At 52.0% G+C, this 14,181-nt stretch carries 10 protein-coding genes and 2 pseudogenes; 2 read left to right on the top strand and 10 right to left on the bottom strand.

All coding sequences use genetic code 11. The features are described from left to right. Nucleotides 1–42: 42 nt before the first annotated feature. Both EYC98_RS08135 and EYC98_RS08130 read right to left on the bottom strand, forming a co-directional pair. On the bottom strand, nucleotides 43–1,641 hold the full coding sequence (locus EYC98_RS08135) for a hypothetical protein (protein ID WP_279244821.1): 1,599 nt from the start codon (nucleotides 1,639–1,641) through the stop codon (nucleotides 43–45). Between the two features lie 214 nt (nucleotides 1,642–1,855). After that, nucleotides 1,856–4,189 carry a TonB-dependent receptor gene (locus EYC98_RS08130; protein ID WP_279244820.1) on the bottom strand — a complete coding sequence of 778 codons (2,334 nt, stop codon included), beginning with the start codon at nucleotides 4,187–4,189 and terminating at the stop codon, nucleotides 1,856–1,858. Between the two features lie 152 nt (nucleotides 4,190–4,341). On the opposite strand from EYC98_RS08130, the gene EYC98_RS08125 reads away from it, so the two are divergent. Continuing rightward, nucleotides 4,342–5,247 carry a LysR family transcriptional regulator gene (locus tag EYC98_RS08125; RefSeq protein ID WP_279244819.1) on the top strand — a complete coding sequence of 302 codons (906 nt, stop codon included), beginning with the start codon at nucleotides 4,342–4,344 and terminating at the stop codon, nucleotides 5,245–5,247. A 121-nt stretch (nucleotides 5,248–5,368) separates the two neighbouring features. On the opposite strand, the gene EYC98_RS08120 is transcribed toward EYC98_RS08125, so the two are convergent. The 3 genes and pseudogenes from EYC98_RS08120 to EYC98_RS08110 form a co-directional block, all read right to left on the bottom strand. Continuing rightward, the gene (locus EYC98_RS08120; protein ID WP_279244818.1) at nucleotides 5,369–5,947 is read right to left on the bottom strand and encodes a hypothetical protein; all 579 of its coding nucleotides are present in this window, start codon (nucleotides 5,945–5,947) and stop codon (nucleotides 5,369–5,371) included. A gap of 166 nt (nucleotides 5,948–6,113) precedes the next feature. Beyond that, nucleotides 6,114–7,022, bottom strand: a complete 909-nt coding sequence (locus EYC98_RS08115) for a D-hexose-6-phosphate mutarotase (RefSeq protein ID WP_279244817.1) — start codon at nucleotides 7,020–7,022, stop codon at nucleotides 6,114–6,116. Nucleotides 7,023–7,122: 100 nt separating this feature from the next. Next, nucleotides 7,123–7,500, bottom strand: a pseudogene (locus EYC98_RS08110) (DDE-type integrase/transposase/recombinase); the annotation flags it as partial. 194 nt (nucleotides 7,501–7,694) lie between these two features. Between EYC98_RS08110 and rho the strand changes: the two are divergent. Then, the gene (gene rho / locus EYC98_RS08105; RefSeq protein ID WP_279244816.1) at nucleotides 7,695–8,639 is read left to right on the top strand and encodes a transcription termination factor Rho; all 945 of its coding nucleotides are present in this window, start codon (nucleotides 7,695–7,697) and stop codon (nucleotides 8,637–8,639) included. Between the two features lie 87 nt (nucleotides 8,640–8,726). On the opposite strand, the pseudogene EYC98_RS21755 reads toward rho, so the two are convergent. The 5 genes and pseudogenes from EYC98_RS21755 to EYC98_RS08085 form a co-directional block, all read right to left on the bottom strand. After that, nucleotides 8,727–9,056 (bottom strand): annotated as a pseudogene (locus EYC98_RS21755) (DDE-type integrase/transposase/recombinase); the annotation flags it as partial. 48 nt (nucleotides 9,057–9,104) lie between these two features. Further along, the gene (locus EYC98_RS08100; protein WP_279244815.1) at nucleotides 9,105–10,301 is read right to left on the bottom strand and encodes a lamin tail domain-containing protein; all 1,197 of its coding nucleotides are present in this window, start codon (nucleotides 10,299–10,301) and stop codon (nucleotides 9,105–9,107) included. 61 nt (nucleotides 10,302–10,362) lie between these two features. Then, nucleotides 10,363–12,219, bottom strand: coding sequence for a DUF3604 domain-containing protein (locus tag EYC98_RS08095; protein ID WP_279244814.1), 1,857 nt, complete (start codon nucleotides 12,217–12,219; stop codon nucleotides 10,363–10,365). 26 nt (nucleotides 12,220–12,245) lie between these two features. Then, complete coding sequence (locus EYC98_RS08090) at nucleotides 12,246–12,935, bottom strand: glutathione S-transferase family protein (RefSeq protein WP_279244813.1); 690 nt, start codon at nucleotides 12,933–12,935, stop codon at nucleotides 12,246–12,248. A 99-nt stretch (nucleotides 12,936–13,034) separates the two neighbouring features. Then, complete coding sequence (locus EYC98_RS08085) at nucleotides 13,035–14,168, bottom strand: MDR/zinc-dependent alcohol dehydrogenase-like family protein (RefSeq protein WP_279244812.1); 1,134 nt, start codon at nucleotides 14,166–14,168, stop codon at nucleotides 13,035–13,037. Nucleotides 14,169–14,181 lie beyond the last annotated feature (13 nt).

Below are 14,181 nucleotides of genomic sequence, written 5' to 3'. Positions count from 1 at the left end.
CCGGCCAAACCGATAAATGTTCGCCTTCTCAACAGACTGGCCCTAGTGGTTTCCGAACATCAATTTCAAAATATCGGATTGATAAATAGAATTTTCGGACTCGTAGGGAACCCCACCCTGCTCCAAATCACTTTTGCTGTAATCGGCCAGCGCATCGGCAATAAAAGCGTAGGCTCGCGCCATTTTTTCAAGCTCCTTGGCGCTGACCAGTTTTTGGTCCCCGTCGGCAGTGGTATGGTAATAACGGGTGGCGGTTGCCCAGCCCGCTGAAATGATACCTTTATCAAGATACGGTGGGTGAAAATTGGTTTCATCCGCAGCCGGGTCGGTATAGAAGAAATCGCCCGTTGCAATCGCATAATTGCTGGCTGCCTGCCGGAATAAATCGATCAGCAAGGGACTGCGATTAGTAATCATAAGCTGGCCGGGAAGCGCTACATTACTGGGCATAGATGTCAGCCAGCCTTCGTCTACCTCTTGGATCATACCCGGCTTTTCCGGCCGTAATACCAACAGCAAATCGTTTTCTACCAACTGACGATTGGTCTCAATGAATTTGTCCGTCGCGCCGACTCCCGGGTTTTCGTGATCGCCTACAAACAGGAAAATCATACCGTGAGCGCGCTCTTCCATCGGCACTTTCGCATAGTGATTGGCCATGGCCAGTAACATGGCAACGGCGCCGCCGTTACAATGCATGGCATACAGGAAGCCGTCTACATGAGCCAGATAGAGAATGTACTTGCCGGACCTGCCCGGCAGCGTACCGTAAACATTGTAGGAATAGCGTACATCGCCAGCCTCCTCTGCACCCTGCACATTCAGTCGCACCGTAACAGGCTGATCCGCGCTGGCACGGTCAAGCAGTTTACGCAGATAATAGCCATCGTCATTATTGATAGAGGTCCACGGTAAGGCGAGCCCGATATTCTCACCACCACCTACCGAACCGACGCGAGCAGCTACCTGAGTCGCATTGGGCACGTCAGACCACATGATGACACCGGCCGGCTCGCCGTATGTTCCAGTGGCTATGCGCGAGAAAGCTGTGCGCGCGCTGTGAAACAAGGCTCCTGGCAAACCCCTGGAGCGCAGCAGCACCATTTTCCCGGCAAGATCTCTGCCCCGCAATTCCGCTGCCGTGCCTTCACCGACATATACCAGTTCTGCCTCGGAACCTTCACGTGGTGTTGTAGCTGACTGATATGCGGTCAGCGCATTGTTAAATCGGTACGTTTGCCCTGCAGAAAACCCCGGGGCACCAGTTACAGTCAGCTCCAGGCCATCCAGCCTCCACAGCGGACGTCGCGCCGGGACGCGGTCTTTCTTTACGTCTGTAAAACCAAATTCAATCATTTTACTTTGCACCCAGTTGGATGCCTGGCGCTCGTATTTGGTCCCCTGTATGCGACCCCAAAGCAGTTCGCCATCGCGTTTTGATTGTAGTGAAATATCAGTCAAGTAGTCGAGGTAACCCGCTATTTCGTCGGCGCTAATATCGCTGCGCGCATCATTCCCTTCAGGTAGCAACTGCGCAACTGGCTTTACCCCTAAAGGGTGAATGAACTTCGACTTTTCAGCTTCCACCTTGGCCCTGTACTCCTCCGGCGGCAGAAATGATATATCTGCGAGGGCATTCATCAACCCTGCGGGCGAAGAAGCCATTCGCTGATCACTCAATTCTGCTAGCTTAGCATCTTGAGCCAGCGCACTGCCTATGGATAAAGAACCGGTGAAAAGCGCCACTATTACAGCTGTATTGCAATGCATACTCAATTTAACCTTTCAGCCACTTTTCCGCAGCGGAGTGCTCCAGTGAAACAAAGCCCCTGTGAAGGGGCCAGTAGACCTCTGGTCAGAAGTTGTAGCGTGCCTGCAGTTCGAAGGTGCGAGGCGCTTCGATGATGTGGAAGTAGGCGGACTCAAAGCCAAAACCCAGCCCCGCCAGCGTCGCATCATTACCCCAGTTAAAGGTAGTTTCATCGCTGAGGTTTTTACCCACCAGCGCCACACTCCAGGCACCATCGCCACCTTGCAGTGCGATGCGAGCGTTGTATTTCCAGTAGGCTTCCTGCACAACGTTGTCATCACCGTCTGGAGCAATAAGGGTGTCATCACTATAAAGGGCGTCAAAGCGCATCAGCAGATCCAGACTATCAGTCAAGGTCGCATCGTAGCTAACGCCAAGATTACCCGACCACTCTGGCGCGAACTGTAGCGAGGTACCACTCAGATCCTGAAAACCTCCATTGGCCGCGCAGCTACCATCGACCTGCTGATCAACCGTGCACGCTGCGTTATCGTACTCTTTATACTCCGCATCCAGGTAAGCCCAGGCGCCATTCAATGTTAGTGAATCGGTGACAGCGACAACAAAATCTACTTCTATGCCTTTCACCTCGCTCTCAGCAGCGTTACCCACGACAAAGCCAGCTGACTCAAAACCACTGACTTGCAGGTCACTAAATTCGGTATAAAAAAGCGCCGTATTGATACGTGCGCGATTATCCCAAATCTCGGTCTTGAGCCCCAGTTCGAGAGACGTCACTTCCTCGTCTTCAAATTCACGTGATCTGTCCATGGCGTTGTCGGCATCATATCCGCCGGCCTTGTAACCATTGGAAAGATTCAGGTAGCTCATGGTGTCATCACTTAGGTCGTACTGAAGGTTAATATTGCCAGTCCAGTGTGTTTCTCCACGATTTTCAGAGTAGTCGTACTCAACTGCGAACCCCAACCCCGCGGGGCCGTTGACAAAGGCAAGAAAGGGATCAGACACACCCGTGCCAGGAGCTGTTGTAATCTGCGCCTTGCTGGCATCCTTGCTGTCATCGGAATAACGCAGGCCGACAGTCGTGCGGAACGAGTCTGTAATATTGAAAGTAAGTTCGGCGAAGGCGGACCAGGTTTCGGTATCCTGTCCGAAGTTGTTGAAAAACTCACTGTTCAACGATCCGCTGGGCAGGCCTCCCACAAGATCCAGTATGGCTCCCTCCACGGGCGGAATAGCGGTCCAATCCAGCATCGTGCTGGTATCACTCTGCAACTTCGCATCCTGGTAATACACGCCCACCAAGTACTCTAGCGTGCCACCGCTGGGTGAAGTCAGCAGGAATTCCTGAGTAAACTGCTCGTGCTTTTCGTCGCGGCAACGATCGATAAAAGCAAGCGAGGAATAATCGGCGTCTACACAATTACTAAATTCGTACTCAGTATAAGCCGTAATAGAACGCAGACTGTGCTCACCCATCTGGTAATCTATATTTAGCTGGAAGATATCAGACTCATTTTCATCCAGGTCTTTGCGTCCGGGGAAGCTGCTCACAGACTGTTTTTGATTAAATCCCAGGCTATCGCCAAAATTCGGATCATCGCCCAACCCGTAGAGGAAAGTCGAGGTCGGCGTAGACGTGGTGATTTTGTAGTTCCTGCCAGTGACATCGAATTCACCATGCTCCGCTTTCAAGAAAAAGCTGAGATTCTCGCTGGCATCCCATTCCAATACGCCGCGAAGAACTTTGTCATCACGCTGGGGGCCATCGTCGCCATTGGGAGCAGAGTTCTCCATAAAGCCTTCATCTTCATAGACCTTGGCAACTAACCGGCCACGAAGATTATCACTCAGCGGACCGGAAACTGCTCCGGTTATGCCAAATCCCTCAACCTCAGTCTTGTAGGTCGCTTCAACAAAACCTTCCAGAACATCAGACGGACGTTTGGTGGTGATATTGATCGCGCCACCAACTGTGTTCTTGCCAAATAGTGTCGACTGAGGTCCTTTCAAGACTTCGACCCGCTCGACGTCTAGAAAAGCTGCCCGGGCGTTACGCGCACGACCAAAATAAACGCCATCAATAAAGGTACCCACCGATTGCTCAAAGCCGAAGTTGTTGCCAGACCCAACACCGCGAATAAAGATCTGACTGGCACCAGCCGCCTGACTCACAGTGACATTGGGCATGTAAAGTGAGACGTCTTCCATATCGCGAAGACCCATCTCATCGATCGAATCACCAGACACTACAGACAGGGCAATCGGCACGTCCTGCAGACCTTCGGCGCGCTTGGTCGCGGTCACGATGACCTCTTCCAGACTCTGCGCTGAGACAGTGAGGGGCAATGTCACGGAGGCCGCGGTGATAGCGGCAGTGAGCAGGTTGCTCGCAGTTTTTATCTTTATTGTTTTCATCCTTTTTCCTCACAGGAAGTGCGACTATTGGGAAAACCCGGCATGGGCGATTAGGCAAGTAAATTAGCACCCACAACGATGTTAAAAAAATATATTGTTTGTATATGTGATATAAATATTTTGTATAACATAGAGGCAGCTGTGGAGACCCCATGAACCTAAGAGCTATAGATCTTAATCTGCTAACCGTCTTTGATGCGGTGATAACCGAAGGCAATGTCACCCGCGCCGCCGAAAAAATTGGAATGAGCCAACCGGCCGTGAGCATAGCCATCGCCCGCTTCCGGCACATCGCCAAGGATGAACTGTTCGAGCGCACTGGCCGCGGCGTCAAGCCAACCCCTCGCGCCCTGCAACTTGCAGCCCCAATCCGGCGCGCCCTGGACATGGTCTCTGGTGCACTGGAACAAGCCGCCGAGTTTAATGTCGCCGCCAGCGAGCGCACCTTCAATCTGGTGCTGGGTGATTACGGTGAATTGGCTCTGTTACCGCGCCTGATTCAGTCACTTCAAGAGCACGACTCCGATATTCGTCTTAGAACGCTATCGGCGGCAGGTATGGACCTGAAAAAAGAAATGCATTTCGGCAATGTCGATCTTCACGTCTGGGTAACGCCCATGGATGATGCAGAACTCATCTCTCAGCAAGCCGGTACCACCGAAGAAGTCTGCCTGGTCCGACGAGATCACCCGACAGTGAAGAACACTCTCAGCCTAAAACAGTATGCGGCACTGGAGCACCTCGTGTTCGAATTACCCGGCGGCTACGGCCCCAGCATCATTGATCGCGAGCTCTGGGCCCACGGCCTCAAGCGCAAGCACAGGGTATCTGTACACAGTTTTTTCAATGTACCGCGCATACTCAGTAGCACGGATCTGGTGTGCAGCATGCCCATGCAAATCGCCAAGAGCTTCGCCGAAGTTCACCCTCTCAAAATCGTAAAATTTCCATTGGAGAGGAAACTTCCCGTGTTCTTCACTTGGCATAGCAGCAACGACAACGATCCCGGGCACATCTGGCTGAGAGAGCACCTTATGGATATCCACAGCCGACTTTAAGGCATCGCCGGTACTCACAAGTTAACTTCCTGAAACCCGACCAGTCTCTATGCGGACACTCAACAGAAATAAAAAAGGCGACTAGTTAGCCGCCTTTCTACAATCGATTTGGAGCCGAGTTCTAAGCTTGCTTGCGCTTGGCCATTCCAACCAAACCAATTATCGCTGAACCAAATAGCCATATTGCGCCAGGAACAGGGACATTAGAAACAAAACTGCTGGTGCCATCATCCTGAAAATACCAGATTCCCGCTATCTTGCCAGGCAGCCCAAAATTGCTATCCCAATCTATGGCTCTCTCTATATGCCAAACACCGTAGTAGCCATTTAGACCTTTAAACGCTATCCATTGTCCCGGAACAAAGTTCCTGCTCAGGTCGGCCCAGGCATAAGGGGCGGAAGCGGCTACTGCTGCCTCTGTATCCAATGTGTCGATATCAACAGAGAAACCCAAATTTGAAAGCAAAGCATCAGAAGTGCCAGGATAGAGAGTATTACGATTATTGGGCCCTAGAATAATACCAGTCGATCCCGGCAGAACCCACTTGATATTTAGGTTATGAGTTCCATCACCAAATGAATAAGTTGTGTTTTCCCTGGAATCGAGAGGGCCTGACAAAACAGCCGCCCAAACAGCAGAAGAAGTTCCAACAACAAAAAATAGTGAAATACCTACCAACAACAACCGACATTTTTTCATCTTTATTCCATAGCCTATTTAGAATGCTATTGAAGGATATTACGTTAGTTAAAAGCCGTGATTGATATAAAACAATAATTGATATCATAAGTAGGTCTAAATGAATCAGTGCGCATTCTGGATTGAGGAATGGCATGAAATGCGTGCCAACTGCGACATTATATGGCTATTGCGTATTAGAGACTTGGTACTGTACCCACAGATGATGTGCCTTGCCCGGCGCGATGGTGACCACATCATCAGCTGCATTGCAGGTCTCGACACACAGCATCTTTTTGTACCCCTCTTCGCCCATGTCGCCCAGCTTCTCGGCGGTTTCCTTCCAAGGGTTCCAGACAACCGTAGAATGACTACCGCGTTTGTTTATGGTTATAGTGCGTTCTAGCGATTTATCCTCGATCACACACTCGTCTACCGTATCAATATATACCCGGTCGACCTCTCCCTGGATTATGACAGGGCCGCGCTGATGCTTCCTGGCAAAACCTTCGAGTTTGTCCAGATAACTGTCATTGTCCAGCCCATGCAGCGATACCGAATCGACATTCCCGATACTGAAATAGGTATGCAGCGCCTGGCCGATGGTGATGTCATCAGCGCCGTTGTTGCTTGTCACCAATTCCATTTCCAGCGTTTTGCCGATGGTTACCATGTATTGCAAGGTCGTGTGTGCCGGCCACAACTGTTCGTTGCCTGGCTGTGGCGTGAGGGTGAAGGTAATGCGTGTGCTGCCGTCTTCCCGCTCCTGAGTCCCCAGAATTTCCCACATAGCGGTTCTAGCGAGGCCATGTGACGGAAGACTGGAGTTTGATGAGTGTGCCCCAAACCATGGCCAGCAAATAGGAATGCCGCCACGCACGGACTTGCCGGGTGCAAAGCGGGCCTCTTCTGACAACCAGAGAACATCGTCCTGGCCTTCGGGAGTCCAGCTGAGCACATGTGCTCCCTGCAGGCTAATGAACGCCGTCGCAAATCTGTTTCTTATATCGATGACAGGCATGCCCCCTTTGCCCTGAACTACGCAGAGGTGGTGATCTTCGCCGTCTAAAGCAAACTTTTCGTTGAGTCGCTGCATAGTGTCTTTACTCTTAATTCCTTGTTTTCTAGACTGTGCTTGGCGAATTAGGGTTCTGCCAAGTTAACTGTTCTCGCCCGGTAAAGGTAGGCCGCCTAGGTCAAGCTACTGCCCTACTCCATTCATTAAACGCACTCACCCTCATTTCGCGATAATGCTGAGCCCTGACCCTCGTCGCATCATACGATTGCCCGGCCCGCTTATTCTCATACTGCTGCGTGCTGTGAATCGCGTCAGGCATGACCTCACGCTGAGCCACCGGATAACTTCGTAGCTTGTCCGTCACGACTTTCCTGGGCTCAGTGCCACTAGATCGCAACAGGCTTCTGAAGAAGCGCCTTACTGCTGCGCCATCGCGCTTGGCCTGCAGAATAATATCTATCACTTCGCCGTCCTGATCAACGGCTCGCCATAGATAATGCTGCTGCCGTTGATTTTGATGAATACTTCATCGGATGTAAAAGATATCGCCGTAGCCAATGATTTCGGGTGGGAAACGATGGCGTTAGTATGTGTTCATCAGCCGGTTTTACTCAAATCGGTCAGCTAAGCTGGCAATAACCTCAGAACTAAAAATGACTGCTCGTATAGCGGATATTCGCTGACCAGCTGCGGTAGACTACTTGAACAGATCGAAAAACACTTAATTCTCTAGAGCTAAAGACCGATATCATGACGAGAAAGACATTGTCTTTGAATGTGAAAAGAAAGAGAGACTCCAAAAAAGCAGATGAGTTGGTCAAAGCTGTATCTCCTGGTGACCCACAAAAGCGTTTTTTAAATGGCATAGCCATTAATCCGTGTCAGTGCATTCGCCTGGAATTAGGTTCTGGGCAACTCACCACCCGAGCGATGGATTTGATCACGCCAATAGGAATGGGGCAGCGAGGTTTGATTGTTGCTCCACCGGGCTGCGGGAAAACAACGCTTTTAAAGCATATTTGCCAGGCTGTGGGGAAAGCTTATCCCGACATAAAGCTCTATGCGTTACTCATTGATGAGCGGCCAGAAGAAGTGACTGATTTTAGACGCAGCGTGCCGGCAGAGGTACACGCCTCATCCTCGGATGAAAGCTATGACCAACACGTTCGAGTGGCCAATGCCCTTCTTAACACCGCCCGCCAGCAAGCTGGCGAGGGGCACGATGTAATGATTGTCATTGACTCTCTGACAAGGCTCTCACGTGTACATAATGCAGAGCAGAAGGGCCGCGGTCGCACCATGACGGGCGGACTTGACGCTAGAGCAATGGAAATACCACGCAAGTTATTTGGCGCAGCTAGAAAGATTGAGAATGGTGGGTCGCTTACCATTCTAGCGACAATACTCGTCGATACCGGAAGCCGGATGGACCAGGTGATATTTGAGGAGTTCAAAGGTACGGGTAATATGGAAATCGTTTTATCACGGGAGGTTGCAGAACAACGGATTTTTCCCGCGCTGGATATTTCTAAAAGCAGTACGCGGCGTGAGGAGCTTCTTCTAGATCCGAAAGAAATCGAAAAGGTAAGAGGTTTACGGAGGGCGCTTACACATCTTAAACCTGTAGAAGGCACCAAGAAGCTTGTTGAATTACTTGAGAAATACCCAACGAATGCCGATCTATTGAACCGTTAGCTGCCAATATTTTTGGAAAATTTATCAAATCTGCAGATGGTACTGGCAAGTTAACTTCCTGAAGCCAGCCAAATGTAACGCCCGATCTCAAGCTGCCACCATGACCCAATCTGTAAACGCGGCTGTCCTGAAATTCCTATAATCTTCAGCCCGGACTAGATGCTTGCCTAGATTGAATAAATCACTCACCGATGCCTGGGCGCCCAAGAATCTCTGAGCCTGACTAACTGATTTGAATCATCGCATACCTTGTTCACGTAACCTCGTAGCTTCATGCGATTACTCGACCCGGTTATTCTCATGCTGTTGAGTACTGTGGATCGTGTCTGGCATGACTTTCCGATGGGCTACGGGGTAGCTACGCAACTTATCCGTCACGATTTTCGTGGGCTCGGTGCCACTGGATCGCAACAGGCGGATGGCTTCACGACTGCCACTCAGCTCACCAACCTTCGCATAACCCATTCATTTGAATGATTCGGAGAAAAAAGCAAACACAACATAGAGATAATGAAGCCCGATGGTTTCTAGCGAGCTTCGTCCATTCTCCTGATATTCTTCGTAGCTGCTTAGGTAACTGGGGTTTGTGGGCGCGACAATCAGCTCTCGCATCCGGTTATGCGCTGGCGTGTGCATATCACCCATAACAATCCGTTCGCCGCGAACATACTCCGCGGCCACATACTTGTTACGATCCAATGTCTCCGGGCGTGTCAGTGCGTCCTCATAAGCCGCTTGCAGTTCCCTCTTAACCGCAGAGTCTCCATTGCGATACAAGTTCGAAATAGCCCAGGCAAAATGCCACACCGCGTGATTCCAGTCGAGTGCCATAAACGGCTGAGTGTCATACAGCATTTCGATATTGGCAAAATACATCTCAGAAATTGTGCGGGCGATGGCCGGCGTGATCACCTGATCTCGAATACCCCATATAACCAGCTCAGATGTAGCGCTTTTACGCGCAAATTCTGCCTCGGCAACTTTAAGTGTTGCCTCCAGATCCACGCCCTCTATGAGCACCGCCGCCTGATTATCGAAGACAGCGAAGGGCATATTGGAGTCGCAAAAAGAGTTAGAAAAACCAGGCGTAGCGAATCGATTGACGGAAAATTCATATTTCTCCGACGGCAAAATATGGCACCAATGGGACTCGCTGGTATATCTACCAGGTTCCGCGGGGTTCAAATGCAGCTGCCAGGACCGCACCCTGTCACTCATGGTTGGCCTGCTTACCTGATAACTGACTTGATCAACCGTGCGGCCGCCGCACTTCAACACCAGTGTTTCATCAGCGCTGAGCTGGAAGGCGTCCACTGGAAAGGAAAAGCTGGCGATATCGCTTAAGCCGGGAAGAGTTACGTCGGCACTATGCACGGCTAGGTACTGCCTGGCAGCTACAATCTGTGACGAAGCTAGAGACAGCTCTTGTCCATTGCTACTACCAATCACACATTGCTCAAGATTGACGCTTTTGTCAGTGTTGTTAAATAGCTCTAACCAACTGCCATCCGCGGGTTCTAGCGCCGGCATTATTTCTGTAAACAGTACATCGCCGGGCCCCTCGGGAAAAACGGCAACCGCTTCATCCTGGCACCCTGCCAGAGCAACCAAGACAAATATGTAAAGCCCCGGGAGAGGCGGCATACCACGTAGTTTGTGCATGAGGTTCATTCCTTCTAAAGTTTCGCATGCAGGGCGCTGGTTCGCCTCCGTCTGCATTAAATCAGGGCGTATACCAGATAGGAGATGAATAGGCTCGCTCTTGGATGCTCTTCGCACCGCGGTCGCTTTCAGGGATCTGCAGCGCGATAGCATCGTACAGAGAGTGCCTGGCCGTAGGGATCTGTAGCGCCCGAATGTAGTAGAACGCGCGTACACTCGCGTCAAACTCGGGATCGACCCAAAGGGTAGATAGTTCCTCCGTGCCAATCGAATTGCTGACGGCAGCGGTGGCTTCATTCACCGTATTCCCGATTGCCGGTAGTTTTCCTGTCGTATCAGGCTGCCTGGCTCCCGCCCAGGCGACATTGAATACCTTCTCATGAGACTTGCCTTGCGCATCGAGCCACCCCTTCACCACCTGGACTCGATCGAGGTTGGCACCGATAGGGTCGCGGGCAGCTCTGATCAGAAAACCTGGCGCGTCTCCCTCATTGTTTCTCCTCAGGTCACCGCCCATAGGAACGCCCTTGGTATAACCGATGTTGGCATAATCTGATGAATCCAGATCCTCAGGAGTAAAATTCCAGCCGCCAAAAAATCGCAGGCTAATTCTGGGGCCGGTCGTGGCATAGACCTCACGACGTTTGAATGCTGCCATGATCGACTCGCGATCATTGCCCTGGGCCCACACGGCGGCGAGGCCCTGCGCCGACATGGCCCAGCCACTCGAACGGTGTGGTTGCTCGGGATACATGCTTTTGTTTTCCGGCACGCCATCGCGCGCGAACTTGCCGTGAAAGTTGCTTTCCTCTGCCGAAGCTAAGCCGGTGTGTGAGTCTGTGGAACCAATAAGACCGTATTTGTAAGGATTTATTCCCAGGCTACTGTCGAACTCCAGGCCACGCTTAAGTGCCCCGCGAAGGTAATCCCCTTCCGTCGGAATGTAGTCCTCGGCATTGGCCTGCAGAAAAAAACCGTAGGTTTCGAAATCTGCAAATTCATCATTAGGCGACAGAAGGGCTGCAGTTTCTGAATCGCCCTTGTACTGAGTGATTTCCGCGACCGGCTCCCACTTCTGCCGTGCCCGCGCATACTCGAGACTCACTGGCTCGTCCTTTATGGTCGTCTGAGGAAACATGAACCCTTTGGAAATGTTGGAGTTATGCGGTATCGCAACAAATTCCGAGCTGGTTGCGGCCGATGTTTCCTCTAGCCAGGCCCACAGATCTTCGGGATAAGCGCTTTCATTAGATCCGTAGGGCTGAAATGTGCGCGCCGTTTCGCCGTCGGCGTCTGTGAAAACAACCCGGTGCAAATTCGCTCCGCCCGGCCCTGAGGTCCACTCCCAACCGATCAGTGCCGTAAACCGCCCCGGATCGTTGTACGCATCTGCCGCGTGAGTATATTGCTGCCAGGTACGGCTCGCCATGACATCCGCATTGGGAATTGGCCTGCTTGCCTCCTCCGGTGGCCGTGCGGCCTCCACGGGGCCACCGCGATCCTTTATGATGGAAGAGGCCAAGCCGAACAAATCGAACTCCTGCAGCGCCTTGCGCAACCGATACTCGATAAACCAACTCTTCATGGTGTCGAGAAAACCCAGGCCGTCGCGAGGAATACCTGTCTCGGCTATCGTTTGCAACGCTCCCATGAGTTCGGCGTGATCGGCAATGACGAGAAAATCCAGAGGGGTGTCGATCTGCACTCGCGCCTTGTGGTAAGGGTGAATGACGGGTTTACCTTGGGCATAACGGTAGGCGGTTGCGGGATCTACAGAGCGATTGAATCCAAGATAGGCATCAAAGCTATTGGTGCTGTGTACGTGAGTGTCGCCCCAGTATAGTGTACGGTCCTGCCCGAGGAGCGGGGCGCTCGATACCGCCATCACCAGCAGCGCACAGCTCGCAGATAGTTTCATCTTACCTTTTCCTATTGGCATAAGCGTTACTCGCCTCGCGCCGCAGCCATGGCTGCCAGCACCATCTTCTTCTCACTGCCATCCCTGCGCGCTATCAGGCCCCGCATCATTTCAGCGATAACCTTGGCAGCGAGCTCATGATTCTGGATTTTCTGCCAGTAAGCAGCCACCTTCTCGGTGACCAGTATTGGATTTTCCACACCCAGTAAGGGCACCGTGTGCTCACACATAAATAACGCAGGCACCAGGGTGCAGTCAGCTCGCGTCAGCGTATCCCCCACCGCGTACTCCGCAGAACCAATGTGTTGCTCCAAGGCCCCCATTCCACGCTCAACCTGTCCCATCAGCAGATTCACCACTGCATCCTCACGGGAACTGGGATCTAGCTGGGAGAGCACCATAAAAATATTGTTCATCAGGTAGGTGTCGGCGATCCGTGAGATCAGGCGCACTTGTGCTCGCTCTTCCGGCGTGTGCCCCAGCAGCGCCTGATCGGGGTACCTATCATCCAGGTACTCGGCAATCACCTCCGATTCAGGGATCGTCGCATTGTCGGTTAACAGAACGGGAATACGGCCAATGGGTGAGATCTTGGCGAGCTTTCCAATCAAAACCTCTTGCGGCAGATCGAATTCAATATCCGTCAGCCCCATGGCGTATATCTGCATTCGCACTTTGGCGGAATAAGGACTTAGATCTGCTGATATCAGCTTCATTTATGATTCTCCAGAGGTCTGAGCAGGAGCTACACCCTCAATAACTATTACATAAGAAGAAAAGCTTACAGTGCTTGCAAGACCAGTCCGCTAGTAAACCTACAAGTCCAGGGAAGGGTTGATCAAATACTTTTTGCCAGTGGATTGCCGGGCATAGCGGGCGATATGATCGACCTGCAACGCACCAGACAGCGATACCTCTTCCTGATATGAGCTCGCAAATGTCGAGTCAATCTCACTGGCAACGCGACGCCTCATTGCCTGCACTTTTGCCCCTCCCAATTTCACCATAGATGGAGTGGTCAACCACCCTGCCACCCCCCAATTGAAACCGTAACTGCGCTGCAGTGTCGTTGGCTCCTGACTCAAGCCACCGTAAACATAGATCTGTTTGAACACATCCGAACCGTAGGGCCCGATGCTACCCTGCCCCTTCGTGGCCGCACCTTCCATCGCGGCCAGCACGTCATCCACGATACCGCCACCGCCAATGGCATCAAAGCACATATAGGCTTCTGTCTCGGAGATTGCTGCCGCCAGCTCAGCGCGGAAGTTGTCGCTACTGGAATTCACGACATACTCGGCGCCCATACCCCGCAGCAGCGCCTCCTGTTCTTCGCGACGCACCACGTTAACCAGGCTAATACCGTCCTTCTGGCACACGCGATTTAACATTTGCCCCAGATTGGAAGCTGCGGCGGTATGCACCAGCCCGCTAAAGCCTTCCGATGCCATAACCTCGGTCATTGCCAGTGCTGTCATGGGGTTTACAAAGCAAGACGCGCCCTGCTTTGCTGAAATACCGTCACGCATAGGCAGCGCTTGCACCGCCTTCATCAGCCTGTATTGACAGAACATGGCGCCGCCGACAACTGCGACGATCTTGCCCAGCAACGCCTGGGCTGCATCGCCACTGCCAGCACGAACCACGGTTCCGGAGCCCTCATTACCTACTGGCAAGGACTTGCCGATACGCGCCGTAACAGAATTCATGAGGTGCGCGGGTATGTCGGCAGTGAACACTGTATCGGCTCCGCTACCGGTGGTTCGCCCCGTCGACAAGTCCGCATGAAGAGTCAGTAAGGCCATGTCTGAAGGATTCAGTGGTGCAGCTTCCATCTTGATGACGATCTCGTCAGCCGCAGGCTCCGGTATGGGAGCCGCCTTCAAACCAATTTTCAGAACCGCGTCTTCCGTAATCAATGAACGCAGTTGCAAGCCTGTATCACTCATATTCCTCTCCAAG

This window comes from Candidatus Litorirhabdus singularis (assembly GCF_026262625.1).
GTDB lineage: Bacteria > Pseudomonadota > Gammaproteobacteria > Pseudomonadales > Halieaceae > Litorirhabdus > Litorirhabdus singularis.
Note: the sequence above shows the minus strand (reverse complement) of the source record. Positions and strands in the feature narration are given on the sequence as shown.